The organism is Kitasatospora sp. RG8 (assembly GCF_017813315.1).
Classification (GTDB): Bacteria; Actinomycetota; Actinomycetes; order Streptomycetales; family Streptomycetaceae; genus Kitasatospora.
Map to the genome: position 1 here is coordinate 43,209 of NZ_JAGIYX010000001.1, position 16,584 is coordinate 59,792.

At 72.9% G+C, this 16,584-nt stretch carries 17 protein-coding genes; 4 read left to right on the top strand and 13 right to left on the bottom strand.

Going from position 1 to position 16,584, the window contains the following annotated elements:
- Window positions 1–32 precede the first annotated feature (32 nt).
- The 11 genes from J5Y04_RS00185 to J5Y04_RS00235 all read right to left on the bottom strand — a co-directional run bounded on the left by J5Y04_RS00185 (window position 33) and on the right by J5Y04_RS00235 (window position 11,154).
- Window positions 33–743 carry a spermidine synthase gene (locus J5Y04_RS00185; protein WP_209408506.1) on the bottom strand — a complete coding sequence of 237 codons (711 nt, stop codon included), beginning with the start codon at window positions 741–743 and terminating at the stop codon, window positions 33–35.
- Window positions 744–813: 70 nt separating this feature from the next.
- Window positions 814–1,866 carry a YeiH family protein gene (locus J5Y04_RS00190; RefSeq protein ID WP_209408509.1) on the bottom strand — a complete coding sequence of 351 codons (1,053 nt, stop codon included), beginning with the start codon at window positions 1,864–1,866 and terminating at the stop codon, window positions 814–816.
- A gap of 7 nt (window positions 1,867–1,873) precedes the next feature.
- Complete coding sequence (locus J5Y04_RS00195) at window positions 1,874–2,440, bottom strand: cysteine dioxygenase family protein (RefSeq protein ID WP_148641608.1); 567 nt, start codon at window positions 2,438–2,440, stop codon at window positions 1,874–1,876.
- A gap of 111 nt (window positions 2,441–2,551) precedes the next feature.
- On the bottom strand, window positions 2,552–3,466 hold the full coding sequence (locus J5Y04_RS00200; RefSeq protein ID WP_209408511.1) for a LysR family transcriptional regulator: 915 nt from the start codon (window positions 3,464–3,466) through the stop codon (window positions 2,552–2,554).
- 171 nt (window positions 3,467–3,637) lie between these two features.
- Window positions 3,638–4,507 (bottom strand): amino acid ABC transporter permease, encoded by an 870-nt coding sequence (locus tag J5Y04_RS00205; RefSeq protein WP_209408514.1) that lies wholly within the window; start codon window positions 4,505–4,507, stop codon window positions 3,638–3,640.
- Window positions 4,504–5,148 (bottom strand): amino acid ABC transporter permease, encoded by a 645-nt coding sequence (locus J5Y04_RS00210; protein WP_209408517.1) that lies wholly within the window; start codon window positions 5,146–5,148, stop codon window positions 4,504–4,506. Before J5Y04_RS00210 ends, J5Y04_RS00205 begins: the two co-directional genes overlap by 4 nt.
- Window positions 5,149–5,158: 10 nt before the next feature.
- A complete protein-coding gene (locus J5Y04_RS00215) occupies window positions 5,159–6,079 on the bottom strand; it encodes a glutamate ABC transporter substrate-binding protein (RefSeq protein WP_209408520.1) in 921 nt (306 codons plus the stop codon).
- Between the two features lie 83 nt (window positions 6,080–6,162).
- The gene (locus J5Y04_RS00220) at window positions 6,163–6,942 is read right to left on the bottom strand and encodes an amino acid ABC transporter ATP-binding protein (protein WP_374105928.1); all 780 of its coding nucleotides are present in this window, start codon (window positions 6,940–6,942) and stop codon (window positions 6,163–6,165) included.
- Window positions 6,939–7,184: a LapA family protein gene (locus J5Y04_RS43400; protein WP_209408523.1), complete on the bottom strand. Its 246-nt coding sequence runs from the start codon at window positions 7,182–7,184 to the stop codon at window positions 6,939–6,941. The genes J5Y04_RS00220 and J5Y04_RS43400 overlap by 4 nt, the downstream gene beginning before the upstream one ends.
- A gap of 246 nt (window positions 7,185–7,430) precedes the next feature.
- Window positions 7,431–9,203, bottom strand: coding sequence for an ABC transporter ATP-binding protein (locus J5Y04_RS00230; protein ID WP_209408526.1), 1,773 nt, complete (start codon window positions 9,201–9,203; stop codon window positions 7,431–7,433).
- A gap of 178 nt (window positions 9,204–9,381) precedes the next feature.
- Window positions 9,382–11,154, bottom strand: coding sequence for an ABC transporter ATP-binding protein (locus tag J5Y04_RS00235; protein ID WP_209408528.1), 1,773 nt, complete (start codon window positions 11,152–11,154; stop codon window positions 9,382–9,384).
- 347 nt (window positions 11,155–11,501) lie between these two features.
- On the opposite strand from J5Y04_RS00235, the gene J5Y04_RS00240 reads away from it, so the two are divergent.
- Window positions 11,502–12,365, top strand: coding sequence for an aldo/keto reductase (locus tag J5Y04_RS00240; RefSeq protein ID WP_209408532.1), 864 nt, complete (start codon window positions 11,502–11,504; stop codon window positions 12,363–12,365).
- 232 nt (window positions 12,366–12,597) lie between these two features.
- On the opposite strand, the gene J5Y04_RS41215 is transcribed toward J5Y04_RS00240, so the two are convergent.
- Complete coding sequence (locus J5Y04_RS41215) at window positions 12,598–13,464, bottom strand: MarR family winged helix-turn-helix transcriptional regulator (RefSeq protein WP_307852847.1); 867 nt, start codon at window positions 13,462–13,464, stop codon at window positions 12,598–12,600.
- Window positions 13,465–14,042: 578 nt separating this feature from the next.
- On the opposite strand from J5Y04_RS41215, the gene fabG reads away from it, so the two are divergent.
- On the top strand, window positions 14,043–14,810 hold the full coding sequence (gene fabG, locus J5Y04_RS00255) for a 3-oxoacyl-ACP reductase FabG (protein ID WP_148641615.1): 768 nt from the start codon (window positions 14,043–14,045) through the stop codon (window positions 14,808–14,810).
- 497 nt (window positions 14,811–15,307) lie between these two features.
- Window positions 15,308–16,009, top strand: a complete 702-nt coding sequence (locus tag J5Y04_RS00260; protein ID WP_307852849.1) for a phosphatase PAP2 family protein — start codon at window positions 15,308–15,310, stop codon at window positions 16,007–16,009.
- On the opposite strand, the gene J5Y04_RS00265 is transcribed toward J5Y04_RS00260, so the two are convergent.
- The gene (locus tag J5Y04_RS00265) at window positions 15,960–16,148 is read right to left on the bottom strand and encodes an I78 family peptidase inhibitor (protein ID WP_209408534.1); all 189 of its coding nucleotides are present in this window, start codon (window positions 16,146–16,148) and stop codon (window positions 15,960–15,962) included. The two genes, J5Y04_RS00260 and J5Y04_RS00265, sit on opposite strands and share 50 nt — an antisense overlap.
- A gap of 100 nt (window positions 16,149–16,248) precedes the next feature.
- Between J5Y04_RS00265 and J5Y04_RS43115 the strand changes: the two genes are divergently transcribed.
- Window positions 16,249–16,521, top strand: coding sequence for a DUF6343 family protein (locus tag J5Y04_RS43115; protein WP_209408536.1), 273 nt, complete (start codon window positions 16,249–16,251; stop codon window positions 16,519–16,521).
- Window positions 16,522–16,584: the final 63 nt, after the last annotated feature.

Below are 16,584 nucleotides of genomic sequence, written 5' to 3' on the forward strand. Positions count from 1 at the left end.
TCGGGGTGCGAAGCCCGGCCCGCCGCGCCCGCTCAGTCGGCGCGGCGGGCCAGGTGCACCACGTCCGGCACGCCCCGGGCGACCGGGATCTCGTGGGTGACCACGTCCGAGAAGCCCGCCGCGCGCAGCGCCTCCTCGAAGTCCGGGGAGGGCTGCGCGCTCCAGACCGCCAGCACCCCGCCCGGCTGCAGCCGGTGCCACAGCACGGCCAGCCCGTCCGCCCCGTACAGCCCGGCGTTGGAGTCGGTGACCGTCCAGTCCGGGCCGTTGTCGATGTCGAGGCAGAGCGCGTGGTAGCGCTCGCCGTCCGCCCCTGCCAGGTACTCCAGCAGGTCGGTGTGGAGCACCGCCACCCGGTCGTCGTCCAGCGCGCCGGCCGAGAACGCCGCCAGCGGGCCGGTCCGGTGCCAGTCGATGATCGCGTTCTCGCGCTCGACGATCGCGATCCGCCCCCAGCGCCGCTCGGCCACCGCGTACGCCAGCGAGAAGCCGACGCCGAGCCCGCCGATCAGCACCGACGGCCGCTCGGCCGCGTCGCCCGTCCGGTCCAGCTCGTCCAGCGCCGCCTGGATCAGCAGCCGCTCCGAGCGCCCGTCCGCGGTGTCCATCAGGAAGCAGCCGTTCGCGATGATCTCGAAGTGCCGCCCGCGCTGCCGCAGCACCACCTCGCCGAAGGGGCCCTCCCGCCGGTCGAGCGTGACGACGGCGTCGTGGCCGTCCCGTTCGGGCAGTGCGGTGGACATCCGGTTTCCTCTGCGTACTCGGCTGCTCGGACTACCCGCCCGACAATAGCGGAGGCCGGCCCGGGACCGGTTACGTCGTGAGCAGCACGCCCGCGTAGCTGACCCCGGCCACCATCACCCAGGAGCCGAGGCCGAGCAGCGCGATCCGCCCGCCGGTGCGCAGCAGGGTGGGCAGGTGCACGGCGCTGCCGAGGCCGAACAGGGCCGCCGCCAGCAGCAGCTCCTGCGCGTCCCCGGCCAGGGTGAGCGCCCGGTCGGGCAGCACGCCGACAGAGCGCAGCGCGATCATCACCAGGAAGCCGGCCACGAAGAGCGGGACGATCGGCGGCCGCTTGCCGACCGGGGCCTGGCCGTCCGCCTCGCCCCGGCGGGCCCGTCGCACCGCGACGGCGACCCCGGCCACCAGCGGCGCCAGCAGCACCACCCGCATCAGCTTGACCAGCACCGCCTCGCGCAGCGCGCCCGGCCCGCCGGTCTGCGCGGTGGCGACCACCTGTCCGACGTCGTGCACGCTGGCACCGACCCAGCGCCCGAACTCCGCCTCGCCGAGCCCGAGCGGCTGCTGGAGCAGCGGCAGGACGGCGATCGCCAGGGTGCCGCAGAGCGTGACGAGGGCGACGGACGCGGCGACGTCCTCCTCCTCGCTGCCGGCGGCCTGGCTGACCGCGCCGATCGCCGAGGCCCCGCAGATCGAGTACCCGGTGGCGACGAGCAGCGGCTGGTCGCCGGGCAGGCCGAGCCGGCGCCCGAGCCACCAGGTGCCGGCGAAGGTGGCCGCGACCACCGCGAGCACCATGGCGACGGTGGCCCAGCCGAGCCCGAGCACGTCGTCCAGGCTGAGCTTGAGGCCGAGCAGCACGATGCCGAGCCGCATCAGCCGCCGCCCGGCGGTGGAGAGGCCGGGCCGGGCGACGCCGCGGACCACGGGCCGCAGCCCGGGCAGGTGGGCGGCCGCGATGCCGAGCACGACGGCGGCGGTGAGCTTGGGCACCGCGGGAACGGCCTGGTGGACGGCGAGCGCGGCGGCCACGCCGAGCGCCGCGAGCAGCAGGCCGGGGGCGTCCCCGCCGAGCGGGGGCAGCAGGCGGGTGCGGACGCGCCGCTCCCGGATGGTCAGTGCCATGTCGTGCTCACTGCTGGTCGTCGGCGGGCAGCCGGTAGACCCGCCGGATGCTGGTGCCCAGCCGGGAGACGTCGGCGCCGTACACGTGGATCGAGATGGCGGTGGAGCTACAGGCGTTGCGGACGAGGTGGATGTCGCCGGGAGGGGCGAAGGCGGCGACGGTGCCGGCCGGTCCGACCACGTGCTCGGTCTCGACCAGGTGGGCGGTGCGCCCGTCGGAGACCAGCCGGTACCGGGTCTCGCTCTCCTGTCCTCGGTGGACGCCGGCCACGCACCAGGAGACGTGGTCGTGGATCGGGGTCTGCTGGCCGGGCAGCCAGACCAGCGCGACGACCGAGAAGCTGCCGTCGCTCTCGGCGTGCAGGACGTGCTGGCGGTAGCGGTCCGGGTCACCCTCGCGCTGGGCGTCGGTGAGCAGGCCCTCGTCGCCCAGATGCGGGGCGAGACGTTCGCCGACCAGGTAGGCGGTGAGTTCGGGCGGCAGACCGCGGTCCACGACCGCACGGATCTCGCCGACCAGGGCGGTCATGCGCTCGGTGAGCCGGTCGCTGCCGACCGTGGCGGAGGGTGTCATGCCAGCAGGTTCGGCCCAGTCGACCTATCACGTCCAACGAGGGTTCTTTCGCAATACCCCAAACAGGGCTTATGAATCGCTCGCCGGCACCGGCCCGGCCGGATGTGGCTCTCAGCAGCCGACGCGCGCCGCGGCCGCCGACCGCAGGTGGTCCAGCACCAGCGCGGTGGCCGGGATGCGGCGGTGCTCGCGCAGCACGTACGCGCAGACCTGCCGGCGCAGGTGCGGTTCGACGGCTCGCCCGGTGACCTTGCGGTGGCACATGAAGGAGAGGACCAGCGCGGGCATCAGCGCGATCCCGACCCCGGCGGCGACGAGGCTCTGCACGGCGAGGTTGTCGTCGGTCGAGAAGACGATGTCGGGCGCGAAGCCCTCCTCCGCGCAGACGTGCAGCAGGTTGGCCCGGCAGCGCGGGCAGCCGGCGATCCAGCGCTCGCCGTCCAGGTCGGCCAGCCGGACGGCGTGCCGGCGGCCCAGCGGGTGGCCGACCGGCAGCAGCACGGTGAGCAGGTCCTCCATCAGCGGGATCTCGTCCAGCCCGTCCGGCACCTCGGTGGCGGCGCCCGGGTAGCGGAAGGCCAGGGCGATGTCGCACTCTCCGCGGAGCAGGCGCTGGACGGAGTCCGGCGGCTCGGCCTCCAGCAGTTCGACCCGGACACCGGGGTGCTCGGCGAGCAGCCGGGCCATCGCCTCGGGTATCAGGGTGGCGTTGGCGCTGGGGAAGGCGCAGACCCGGACCCGCCCTGCGCGCAGCCTGGCGAGCGCGGCGAGCTGCTGCTGGGCGGCGGAGAGACTGCCGAGGATCAGCTCGGCGTGCCGGGAGAGTGCCTCGCCGGCCTCGGTGAGCCGCAGCCCGCGCCCGGCCCGGGTGAACAGCGGCACCCCGACGGACCGCTCCAGCGCCTTCATCTGCTGGGTGATGGCGGGCTGGGTGTAGCCGAGTTCACGGGCGGCCGCCGAGTAGGAGCCGGCCCGGACCACCTCGTGGAAGGTCCTGATGTGCCGTGAGTCGAATACCGGCTCCACTGCCCCTCCGCCCGCCCGTGCCCGTTCTGTCGGGCGCAATCATAAGCAGACTTTGGAGAGCGCTCACCTAACCCCGACCGCACCTATGGTTTACGGACGAACCTCCCGCCCCACCACTCCTCCGGCCCCGCACCTCCGGCCCCACTCCTCCGGCCACGGGCGCCCGGACCGCTACGGCTGGGCGGACGGCGGCAGCCCCATCGACACCTCGGCCTTCGCCACCGGCGCCCCGCCCCGCATGCTCGGGCTGTGCCGACTGCGGGCCTCGACCCAGCGGGCCAGCCAGGAGAGCAGCAGGCACATCCCGATGTAGACCGGCGCGATCACCATCACCACCGGGATGAACGGCAGGTCGTAGTCCAGGTTGGTCGCGATCAGCTTGCCGGCGTGCAGGAACTCCTCGTAGGTGATCAGGAAGCCCAGCGAGGTGTCCTTGAGCGCCACCACCAGCTGGCTGATGATGGCCGGCAGCATCGCGCGGTTGGCCTGCGGCACCAGGACGTACGCCATCACCTGGGTCTTGCGCATCCCCAGCGCGTACGCCGCCTCGCGCTGCCCGGCCGGCACCGCCAGCACGCCGGCCCGGAGGACCTCGGCCAGCACGGAGCCGTTGTACAGCACCAGGCCGGCCACCAGCGCCCAGAGCGGCTCCACCTGGAGCGCGGCGAAGATGAAGAAGATCATCACCAGCAGCGGCATGGCCCGGAAGAACTCCACCACCAGCGTGGAGAGCCCGCGCACCACCCGGTGGTCGGAGAGCCGCCCGGCGGCGAACAGCGCGCCGAACGGCAGCGCGAACAGCACCGTCCAGCCGAAGGCCTTGAGCGTGTTGGCGAGCCCGCGCAGCAGCAGGTCCTGGACGCCCTCGTACTGGAAGGCCGTCCACTTCCCGTAGGTGAACTGCTCGGTGTGGAAGAGCATGTAGACGATCCAGCCGACCAGCGCGGCGATCGCCGCCAGCGCGATCATCCCGTAGAGCCGGTGCCTGGCGAGCGCCCTGGGGCCGGGGATGTCGTAGAGCGCCGAGGATTCCACCGTCACCGGGCCACCGCCACTCGTCGTTCCAGCAGGTTGAAGACGGCACTGATGGACAGTGTGATGATCAGGTAGCCGACGGCGATCCAGACGAAGGTCCAGACGATGCCGTAGCCCATCTCGTTGATGGTCCGGTAGGTGCCGAGCAGCTCGGTCACGCTGAACGCGCCGGCGATCGCGGTGTTCTTGGCCAGCGCGATCATCACGCTGCCGATCGGCGCGACCACCGACCGGTACGCCTGCGGAAGCACCACCAGGCCCATCGTCTGGCCGAAGGTCATCCCCAGGCTGCGGGCCGCCTCGCCCTGGCCGGTGGGCACGGTGTTGACGCCTGAACGCATCGCCTCGCAGACGAACGCCGAGGTGTAGCAGCCGAGGGCGAGGACGGCGAAGGCGAAGAAGGGGAGGGTGATGTCGAACCGCGGCAGGCCAAGCACCACGATGAAGAACAGCAGCGTCAGCGGGGTGTTGCGCAGCAGGGTCACCCACGTGGTGCCGAAGACCCGGAGCGGCTTCACCGGTGAGACCCGGAAGCTCGCGATCAGCACCCCGAGCACCAGCGCCAGCACGGCGCTCACCACGAAGAGCGAGAGGGTGCCGAGGAACCCGTGCCAGTAGATCGACCAGTTGTCGGTCAGCGTTTTCACAGCGGCCCTCTCAGTACCGGTCGATCGGCGGCGGGGTGGGGGCGGGCACCCCGGAGAGGCCGAGGGTGGCGTCGTAGGCCTTCCTCCAGTCGCCGTTCTCCTGGTGGTGCGCCAGGGCGTCGTTCAGTGCGCCGCGCAGCACCGTGTCGTTCTTCGGCGTCCCGATCCCGTACGGCTCCTGGGAGAACAGCGGCCCGACCACCTTCATCTCGTCCGGCACCTTGGCCGCGTAGCCCATCAGGATCGTGTTGTCCGTGGTCACGGCGTCCACCTGGGCCGTGATCAGGTTGTCCACGCAGGCCGAGTAGGTGTCGTAGGCGATCAGCCTGGCCTTCGGGTACTGCTTCTGGATCCGCTGGTAGGGCGTCGAACCGGCCGCCGAACAGACCTTCCTGCCGGCGAGGTCCTCCGGGCCCTGGATCGTGTTGTCGTTCCTGCGCACCAGCAGCGACTGGCCGGCCAGGTAGTACGGGCCCGCGAAGCCGACCAGCTTCTTCCGGTTGTCGTTGATGGTGTACGTGCCGACGTAGTAGTCCACCTGACCGTTCTGCAGCGCGGTCTCGCGGTTGGCGGAGGCGATCGTCCTGAACTCGATCTGCTCCGGGGTGAAGCCGAGGTCGGCGGCGACCATCTTGGCGATCTCGATGTCGAAGCCCGAGTACTCCCCGGTGGCCGGGTTCTTCTGGCCCAGGTAGGGCTGGTCCTCCTTGGCCCCGACAACCAGGTGGCCCCGGCGGCGGGCTTCGTCCAGGGTGGGCGAGCCCGTGATGCCCGCGCCGCTCTGCACCTGGTAACTGGGCAGCGAACTGGGCTGCGGACCCTTCGGCGGCGGGGTGCCCTCCTTGCCGCAGCCGGCGAGCAGCGCCGTCAGGACCGCGAGGGCCACGATCTTCTTCACGACACCGCCCTCTCCACGACGCGGCCTTCTCATGACGCGGCTCCCATGGAACGGCTCTCACGGTGCGGCCTTCTCATGGCGCGGCTCTCACGACGCGGCCTTCTCATGACGCGGCCTCAGTGCTTCAGGATCTTGGACAGGAAGTCCCGGGCGCGCTCGCTCTCGGGGGCGCCGAAGAACGCCTCGGGAGCGCGGTCCTCGACGATCCGCCCGTCCGCCATGAAGACGACCCGGTTGGCCGAGGCCCGGGCGAATCCCATCTCGTGGGTGACCACCACCATGGTCATGCCCTCGTGCGCGAGCTGGCGCATGACGTCCAGCACCTCGTTGATCATCTCGGGGTCGAGCGCCGAGGTCGGCTCGTCGAAGAGCAGCGCCTTCGGCTCCATGGCGAGCGCGCGGGCGATCGCCACCCGCTGTTGCTGGCCGCCGGAGAGCTGGGCCGGGTACTTACCGGCGTGCGCGACCAGCCCGACCCGCTCCAGCAGCGCCAGGGACTTCGCGTCGGCCTGCGCCCTCGGGCGTCCGCGGACCTTGATCTGGGCCAGCGAGACGTTCTGCAGCACGGTCTTGTGCGCGAAGAGGTTGAAGGACTGGAAGACCATCCCGACGTCGGCTCGAAGCCCGGCCAGCCCCTTGCCCTCCTCGGGCAGCGGGCGGCCGTCGATGAGGATGCTGCCCGCCTCGATCGGCTCCAGGCGGTTGATCGCCCGGCAGAGGGTGGACTTGCCCGACCCGGACGGCCCGATCACCACCACGACCTCGCCGCGCCCGACCGTCAGCTCGATGTCCTGCAGCACGTGCAGGTCCCCGAAGTGCTTGTTGACGCCGCGGAGCTCGATCAGGGGCGCGAAGGCGGAGCCGGGCTCCCCGGAAGCGGGCGCGGCAGCGGTCACCGGCTGCTCCGACCCTTCATCAGCCAGCCCAGCGCGGCACCGGCGATCAGCGTGGCGAGCAGGGCGATCCACAGCGGCGCGGTGACGGTGAAGACCCAGAACTGGATCTGCACCCTGTCGAGGTTGGCGAACAGGAACCACACCGCGAGCACGATGATGACGCCGATCCCGATGTACCGGGTGGGGATGCCACCGATCTCATCGCGCTTGGATCCGGACGAGCCGTCTGAAATCTTGGTCACACGCGCAGTCTGCGGCGAGATCGGACGGTTTGTCCGGTTACGCGCCCGCCGGGTAACCCGCACGGGGCAACCCTGTCCCGTGCGGGTTTCACGCCCGGCCCCGGGTGCCCGGCCGAGCACCGGGCACGGCCGAGCACCGGGCACGGCCGAGCACCGGGCAGTGCCAAGCACCGGCTCCGCCAAACACCGGCACCGCCGATGACCGGCTCGGCCGAGTACCCGGGCACCGCCGAGCACCGGCCCCGGCTACCGCTCGTCGCGCCAGGAGCGCCAGAGCGCCGCGTACGGGCCGCCGGCCGCCACCAGATCCGGGTGGCTGCCGTACTCGCTGATCCGCCCGCCCTCGACCACCGCGATCACGTCCGCGTCGTGCGCGGTGTGCAGCCGGTGGGCGATGGCGATGACCGTCCGCCCCTCCAACACCCGGGAGAGCGAGCGCTCCAGGTGCCGGGCGGCCCGCGGGTCCAGCAGAGAGGTGGCCTCGTCCAGCACCAGGGTGTGCGGGTCGGCCAGCACTAGCCGGGCCAGCGCCAGCTGCTGCGCCTGCGGCGGGGTGAGCGCGGCACCGCCCGAGCCGACCTCGGTGTCCAGGCCTTCCGCCAGCGCGTCCGCCCACTCCCCTGCGTTCACCGCGTCCAGTGCGGCGCGCAGCTCGGTGTCGTCGGCGTCCGGCGCGGCCAGCCGCAGGTTGTCGCGCAGGGTTCCGACGAAGACGTGGTGCTCCTGGTTGACCAGCGCGACCTGGGCCCGGACCCGCTCGGCCGGCATCCGTGCCAGCGGCGCCCCGCCGAGCGTCACGCTGCCCCGGCCGGGTGCGTAGATCCCGGCCAGCAGGCGGCCCAGGGTGGACTTCCCCGCGCCGGACGGCCCGACCAGGGCCACCCGGCTGCCCGGGGCGACGTCCAGACTGATGCCGTGCAGCACGTCGGCGCCCTCGTGGTAGCCGAACCGGACGTCCTTCGCCTCGACCCGGCGGCCGTCCGGCCGGGCGTCCTCGTCGCTCTCGTGCTCCGGCACCTCGCGGACCCCGACCAGCCGGGCCAGCGAGGCCTGCCCGATCTGCAGCTCGTCGTACCAGCGCAGGATCAGGTCGACCGGGTTGATGAGAGCCTGCGCGTAGAGCACCCCGGTGGTCAGCTGGCCGACGGTGATCCAGCCCCGCAGCGTGAACAGACCGCCGAGCACCAGGGTGCCGAGCACCGCCAGGGTGTAGGCCGCGTCGATGGTCGGGAACCAGACCGAGCGGAGCCAGAGGGTGTACCGCTCCCAGGCGAGCCACTCGCCGAGCTTGCGGTCGGTCAGCCGGACCCGCTCGTCGCCGAGCCGCAGCGCCTCGACCGTCCGCCCGGCGTCGACCGTCTCGGCGAGCACGGTGTTCACCGCGGCGTAGCCGGCCGACTCGTTCCGGTAGGACTGCGGGGCGCGCCGGAAGTACCAGCGCGAGGTGGCCAGCAGCAGGGGGAGGCCGATCAGCGAGGTGAGGGCGAGCAGCGGCGAGGTGACCACCAGCGCCCCCAGCACCAGCAGCAGCGAGACCACGGCGACGGCCAGCTCGGGCACCGCCTCGCGGATCGACTTGTCCAGCCGGTCGATGTCGGTGGTGCCGCGGGAGACCAGGTCGCCCGTGCCGGCCCGCTCCAGGACCCCGGTCGGCAGGGTCACCGAGCGGACCAGGAAGTCCTCCCGGAGGTCCGCCAGGACCCGCTCGCCGAGGATGCTGCCGCGCAACCGCGACCACCAGGTGAAGGCCGACTGCACGACCAGCGCCAGAAGGTACCAGCCGACGGCGACCGCGATGGTGGACTCGGCCGTACCGGTGGCCAGCGACTCGACCAGGGTGCCGAGCACCCACGGCCCGACCAGCCCCGCGACGGTGGCCACCGAGTGCAGCGCCACCACCGAGGAGAACCCGGCCCGGTGCCGCCGGGCGAGCAGCCCCAGGTAGGCGCGGACGGCGGCCGGGGAGCCGACCGGAAGGGTGGTGGCCGGCCCCTGTTCCCGTTGGACGGGGGGCTTCATACGGTGCTCCTCGGATGGTCTGGTTGCCGGCGGTACGGGTGCGGGTTACGGCGGCGCGGGTGCGGGTTACGGCGGTGCGGGTGATGCGGGTGCTGCCCGGCCGCCGCGCTCCTCCGCGGCGTCGCCCGGTTCGGTGCGGAGCCGTTCGGAAGCCGGTCCGGGTACGGGGCCGTGCCGTTCACACGCCCTCCCCGACCGGGGCCGGCTCCTCGTCGCGGGTGACCACGGCGCGGTAGACGGGCTCGGTGTGCATCAGCTCCCGGTGCCGCCCGGCCGCGACGGCCCGGCCGTCCTGGAGCAGCACCACCCGGTCCGCCTGGTCGAGCAGCAACGGGCTGGTCGCGAACACCACGGTGGTACGCCCCTCCCTGTTCTTGCGGAGCCCGGCCGCGATCCGCGACTCGGTGTGCGCGTCGACCGCGCTGGTGGGCTCGTCCAGGACGAGCACCGGCGGGTCGGCCAGCAGCGAGCGGGCCAGCGCCAGCCGCTGGCGCTGGCCGCCGGAGAGCGAGCGGCCGCGCTCGGTGATCCCGGCCCGCATCGCATCGCCTCCGCAGTCGGGCGAGCCGTCCACCAGGGCGTCCAGCACGTCCTCCGCACGGGCGGCGGCCAGCGCCTCGGCGGGTGTGACCCGCCCGGAGGCGGGGACGTCGAGCAGGGCGGCCAGGGTGCCGGAGAGCAGCACCGGTTCCTTGTCGTGGACCAGCACCGCCGCCCGCGCCTCGGCCAACGGAACGGCATCCAGTTCGGTGCCGCCGAGCCGGGCCGACGGCTGCGGCTGCTCGCCGTCGGCCAGCGGCACGTGCCCGCCGAGCCGCTCGGCCAGCTCCCCGGCGAAGTCCGGGTCACCGCACACCACCGCGGTCAGCTCGCCGGCCCGGACGGTCAGCCCGGAGGCCGGGTCGTACAGGTCGGACTGCGCGGGCCTGGTCAGCTCCGCGTCAGGCGTGCCGGTGGTCCGGCTGAGCGAGAGCACCCGGACGGCCCGCCCGGCGGAGACCCGGGCGACGCTCCAGGCGTGCGCGGCCTCACCGAGGATGCGCAGCGGCGCCGCCAGGAACGCGGTGGCGCCGTAGACGGCGATCAGCGCGCCGATGCCCATCCGCCCGGTCGCGGCCAGGTGGGCGCCGTACCACGTGACGCCGACCACGAACAGGCCTGGCAGCAGCACCTGTTGGGCCTGCATCAGCGACCAGATCCGGGCCGAGCGGACGGCGGCGGAACGGACCTTCTGGGAGGCCGCCCGGTAGCGGGCGAGGAACAGCTCCTCACCTCCGATGCCGCGCAGCACCCGGAGCCCGGCGACGGTGTCGGCGGCCAGCTCGGTGGCCTTGCCGCCCAGCGCCCGCTGCTCGGTGTAGCGCCGCTCGAACGGGCCGAGCAGCGGCCAGACCGCGGCGGCCAGCACCGGGACGCCGAGCAGCACGACGAGGCCGAGCACCGGCTCCGCGATCAGCACCGCGGTGCTGACGGCCAGCCAGACGATCACCGCGCCGCGGACCCGTGCGACCAGCTCGACGTACCAGCCGATCTTCTCGACGTCGCCGCTGCCGACCGCGACGATCTCGCCGGTGGCGATCCGCCGGGAGAGCCCGGTGCCGAGGTGCGAGGCCTGGCGGGCCACCAGCTGGCGGACCTGGGTAGCGGCGTGGATCCAGTTCCACACCGCCTGCCGGTGCAGCAGGACGGCGCCGAGCGCGGCGACGGCGGAGAGGGCGAGCGCGGCGGCGCCGGCCCGCCAGACACCGGCGGCATCACCGTCGACGGCGGCCTGGACGCCCAGGCCGAGCGGCACCGGCAGGGCCGCCTGGCTGCCCATCTCCAGCAGTGCCCAGCAGGTGGCGCGCACCTGGCCGCGCCGCTGGCTGCGCTGGAGCCAGCGCAGGAAGGCGAGGGGGGAGGAGAGGTCTGGGCCGCCGGGATCGGCCAGCGGCAGGGTCTTGAGCGGCATGACGCTCCGTTGCGGGTGGGACGGGCGGGTGGCACAGAAGGCGCGGGTCGCGCGCCGATGCGAGGAGCGGGGATGCGGCCGGCACGGTCACGGCCGGGGCTGTTCAGGAGGTCATGGCAGCGAGCCTGCCAACCCGAATGTGACCTACGCAACAGGTTTTCAGCGCCGCGCGCCCCCGCTCGCGCCCCTCCCTGGACGCCCGGGGCGTCCGATCGGACCCTCGGCAAGCCACTGCGTGCGCCGGTACACCGCGCTGGAAAATTCCTTTCCGCTTCGGGAACAAACCCGGCCGCCCCACCGGTTGCCCCTGTGGAAGCAGATGGACGACCAGGAGGGCACCCCGTCCCGTGAGCAGCATCCCCACCGTCACCCTCAACGACGGCTCGCAGATCCCGCAGCTCGGCTTCGGCGTCTGGCAGGTCCCGGACGCGGAGGCCACCGCGGCCGTCCGCAGCGCCATCGGGGCGGGCTACCGCTCGATCGACACCGCGGCCATCTACGAGAACGAGGCCGGCACCGGCCAGGCCGTCGCCGAGGCCCTCGCCGGCGGAGTGGCCCGCGAGGACCTCTACATCACGACGAAGCTGTGGAACTCCGGCACCCGTGACTGGTCCGGCGAGCAGGGCCGCGACGCCGTGCTGCGCGAGTTCGACGCCTCGCTCGCCAAGCTCGGCCTCGACTACGTGGACCTCTACCTGATCCACTGGCCGCGCCCGATGCACGGCAGCTACCTCAACGTCTGGAAGGCCTTCGAGCAGCTGCTCGCCGACGGCCGGGTGAAGTCGGTCGGCGTCTCCAACTTCGGTACCCAGCAGCTCACCCGCCTGCTCGACGAGGCCTCGGTCAAGCCGGTGCTGAACCAGGTCGAGCTGCACCCCTACTTCCCGCAGGACGAGCTGCGCGCCTTCCACGCCGAGCACGGCATCGCCACGGAGGCCTGGAGCCCGCTGGGCCAGGGCAAGGAGCTGCTCTCCGAGCCGGCCCTGGCGGAGATCGCCGAGAAGCACGGCCGCACCGTCGCCCAGGTGGTGCTCCGCTGGCACCTGCAGAGCGGCATCATCGCGATCCCGAAGTCGGTCACCCCGTCGCGGATCAAGGAGAACCTGGACGTCACCGGCTTCGAGCTGGACGCGGCCGACCTCGCCGCGATCGCGGGCGTCGCCACCGGCAAGCGGATCGGGCCGGACCCGCAGGAGTTCGACTGGAACTGACGCGTCCCGGCCCGGGTGCGTCCGGCGGCCCCGCCGGGCACGCCCGGGCCGGAACCGGGCCCGGCTCGTCGTCCGGGCGCGAAGCGGCCGTCGTACCCGGCATGCCCGTCACGCGCGGCACGGCCCTCAGGGGCGACGCGGCCGTCAAGCCCGAAGGCCGCTCTCCCTCTGACGGGTCGGCGGCCTTCAGTGCGTTGGCGAATCGTTTTGGCTGGAGCTCAAAGGGCGAAGCCTAGAGCCGAGCCGCCTTGGCGATCAGCGCGAGCGCGGGCTCGTGCTCGTGCTCGTCGAGCGGCGACAGCAGCAGCCGCTGGACCTGGGCGACGCCCGCGGCCGAGCGGTGCAGCAGGTCCTGACCCGCCGGCGAGAGCGACAGCAGGTTGCGCCGCCCGTCCGAGGGGTCGCGCCGACGCTGGACCAGGCCGCGCCGGACCAGCCGGCTCACCATCTCGGCCATCGTGGCCTTGTCCAGCGAGGCCAGCTCGCCGACCGTGCGCTGGTCGGCGCCCGGCTCCAGTTCGAGCGCGTCGAGCACCGCGTACTGCGGCGCCGTCAGCTCCGAACCGACGTGCTCCGACCAGAGCTTGGTGTGCACCTGCTGGCTCACCCTGATCAGGTAGCCGATCGCCCGCTGGGCGTCCAGCATCGGCCGCGCGTCGGTGAGGACGGCGACCGCAGCGGGTTCAAGCCTGGCTATCTTGGCCATCACCCGCACGATCTCCAGCTGCTCCTCCGCCGTGAGCGGCTCGAAGAGCGTGCGCTGCACGCGGACCACGCCACCCGTGGCCTCGCGCACCGCCTGTGCGCCGCTCTGCGAGAGAGCGAGCAGTTTGCGCCGGCCGTCGGCCGGGTCGCGGCGTCGCAGCACCAGGCCACGCCGGACCAGCCGGGCGACCATCTCGGCCATCGTGGCCTTGTCCAGCGACGCGCGCTCGCCGACCGTCCGCTGGTCCGCACCCGGTTCGAGGGCGAGGACCAGCAGTACGGCGAACTGCGGAGCCGTGAGATCGGCTCCGACATGTTCTGACCACAGCCTGGTGTGAACCTGCTGTGCAACGCGGATGAGGTGACCGGGCGACTGCTGCAGTCGCGCGGACACGCGGGTCGTCGGGATCTCCCCCAGCACCATGTATCCGTCCCGATGTCACACCCGGTGTGTGTGGGACACCCGGGTGGGGCAGTAACGGCGAGTGGGCGTCCCGCTGTGAGGGAGGGCGCTCCAGCCGTGCAGCCGGTGGCTGCTGGCGGACACTATACAAACGGCGGGCCCTCGCTGGCAGGCGGGGGCGGATAGTAGACGCAGGTTCGGCAACATTGGCATATTTACGCGCCGTGCCGACCCGTCAGTAACCCGTTTGCAGGAGAAAGCCGACCGGTCGGTCCTTACCCTCGGTCACCTGCGACTTCCGCCCTGGCCGCGGACCTTACTCGCCGGTAGGGTATGGCCCACCCGGCGGTCCGCCCCGGGGACGGGGCCCCACCCGGCCCCGCGACCGGCTCCACCCACGGATCCGGTCGCGAGCGAACGACGGACGGACCGGAAGCCGCGACCGGCACCGGACCGTCCATCGGGCCGGCACCGGGCAGCATCAGACCGGTACCGGGCCGACACCGGGCGCTCCCCGGAGCACCACCCGAGCCACACCCGAGCCAGATCCGAGAGAGACGAGAGCGAGCATGACCGAGCAGACCACCGCCCCCAGGGTCGCCGTCGTCACCGGCGCCGCACGTGGACTGGGCGCCGCCACCGCCGAGCGCCTGGCGGCCGACGGCTACGCCGTCGCCGTCCTCGACCTGGACGAGGCGGCCGGCAAGGACACCGTCGACCGGATCACCGCCGCGGGCGGGCGGGCCGTCGCGGTCGGCGCCGACGTCTCGGACGCCACCCAGGTGCAGGCCGCGGTCGACCGGATCGTCGCCGAGCTCGGCGCCCCGGTCGTCCTCGTCAACAACGCGGGCGTACTCCGCGACAACCTGCTCTTCAAGATGTCCGAGTCCGACTGGGACACGGTCATGAACGTGCACCTGCGCGGCGCCTTCCTGATGACCCGCGCCGTCCAGAAGCACATGGTGGACGCCGGCTTCGGCCGGATCGTCAACCTGTCCTCCTCCTCCGCCCAGGGCAACCGCGGCCAGGCCAACTACTCCGCCGCCAAGGCCGGCCTGCAGGGCTTCACCAAGACGCTGGCCATCGAGCTGGGCAAGTTCGGCGTCACCGCCAACGCCGTCGCCCCCGGATTCATCGCCACCGACATGACCGCCGCCACCGCCGCGCGGGTCGGCATGGAGTTCGAGGACTTCAAGCGCGCCGCCGCCTCGCAGATCCCCGTCCAGCGGGTCGGCCTGCCCGAGGACGTCGCGCACACCATCTCGTTCCTGGCGAGCGAGGGCGCCGGATTCGTCTCCGGCCAGGTGATCTACGTGGCCGGCGGCCCCCTCGACTGAGGCACCGAACCTACACAGGGTTACCACGGAGTGGGAACCGGCCCGGCCGGTCTCCCGCTCCGTTCGCTTTGCCCGCCCTTGGGGAAAGATTCCCGAAGACTGTACTGATATACGACGAAAGAATATCGGAAAACCGACCCCGAGCGAGCCGGCTACGGTCACATAGGCACTTTAACGGAGAATTCCGAATTCCTCGGAGAATGCCGCGGACCTGCTGGGTAGGGTCACCGGCGTGCAAGCGCCGAGTGAATTGCCGGAAAACCTGACCACCCGCCGCGAGCGCCCGAGCCGCACCCCGGGGGACGTCGCCGGAGAGCCCGGCTGGCCCCCGCTGAACCGGCGCCGGGCCGGCCTGCTGGCCGCCACCTGCCTCGGCTACCTGCTGGTGGTGGCCGGCGTGCTGCTCGACAGCGCGTTGGTCGACCTCGACTGGTCGGTGCGGCTGTCGCCCGTACGAGCGGTGGCCCAGCCTGGAACCGCTGCTGGACAACTGGGTGGTGGCCGGCCAGCGGGGTCCGTCCGCCATCGCCGCCTTCGCCTGGCTCGGCTGGCGCGCCCACCGGTTGCGGCGGCTGCGCCCGCTGCTGGTGATGGGCGCCGCCCTGTTGCTGCTCAACGTCACGGTCGGCGGCGTCAAGATCGTCACCGGTCGGCTCGGCCCGCACTACGCGCACTACGTCGGCTCGCCCGAGTTCTTCTCGGGCGGCACCATCTTCCCGTCCGGACACACCGCCAACGCCGTGGTCACCTGGGGCGTGCTCGCCCACCTGGCGGTCCGCTGGCGGCGCACCGGCGCGGTGCTCGCCGCCGCCACCGCCTGCTCGGTCGGGCTCACCATCGTGTACCTGGGCACCCACTGGGTCACCGACGTCCTGGCCGGCTGGGCCGCAGGGCTGCTGGTACTGCTCTCGCTGCCGCTGCTGGAGCCCCTGGTGACCGCCGCCGAGCAGCGGCTGACCGCCCGCCGGGCCCGCCGGCGCGACACCGTGCAGCCCGCCGCCCCACCACCGGCCACCCCTCAACCGGCCCCGGCCCGTTCCGGCAGAGCACGGACGGACAGAGCACGGACGGACAGAACACGGCCGGACAGAACGCGGCCCGACCGGTCGCAGCCCGACGCGGCCCGGCCCGCCACTGCGCGGCCGGAGGCTACCCCTCCCAGCTCCGTTCCACGACCCCGTCGCGCACCGCGAGGTTGAGCCGCCCCTCCCGGTGGTCCATGGTCATCATCGCCCCCGGGGGCAGCACCCGGACCGATGCCCAGCCGTGCCGCCCGGCCAGCTCCTGGGCCCGTTCCACCCGCAGCCCCGCGTAGCCCTCCGCGTCCGCCTCCGTCATGGCCCCTCCCCGCCTCGCACCCCGGACGTACGCTGGAATCGTAGACCGGAACGCCCGGGTGACCGCGGCGGAAGCAAGGCTTCAGGAGGAGGTGACCGGCGTGCGCACCACCACCCCCCGCCGTTGGCGGAGCGGCACCGAGCCCGCCACCGCCCGCAGTGATCTCAAGCTGCGCTACCTGCTCGCCCTGACCTTCACCCCGCTGTTCGCCCTCACCACCGTGGCCTTCGCGGTCTGGGCCGCGAACGCCCCGGCCTTCGGCGCCCCCAGCCGGGGCACCCTCACCGGGTTCGCCGTGGCCTGTGGGCTCCTCACCCTGTTCGCCGCCGTCGATCTCGTCATCGTCATCCGGCGCCGCCGGACCGAGCTCTGACGCGGTATCTCCCACGGAGTGGGAAGCCGGCCTGGCCCGGCCTCCCACTCCGTCCGCGAGCGC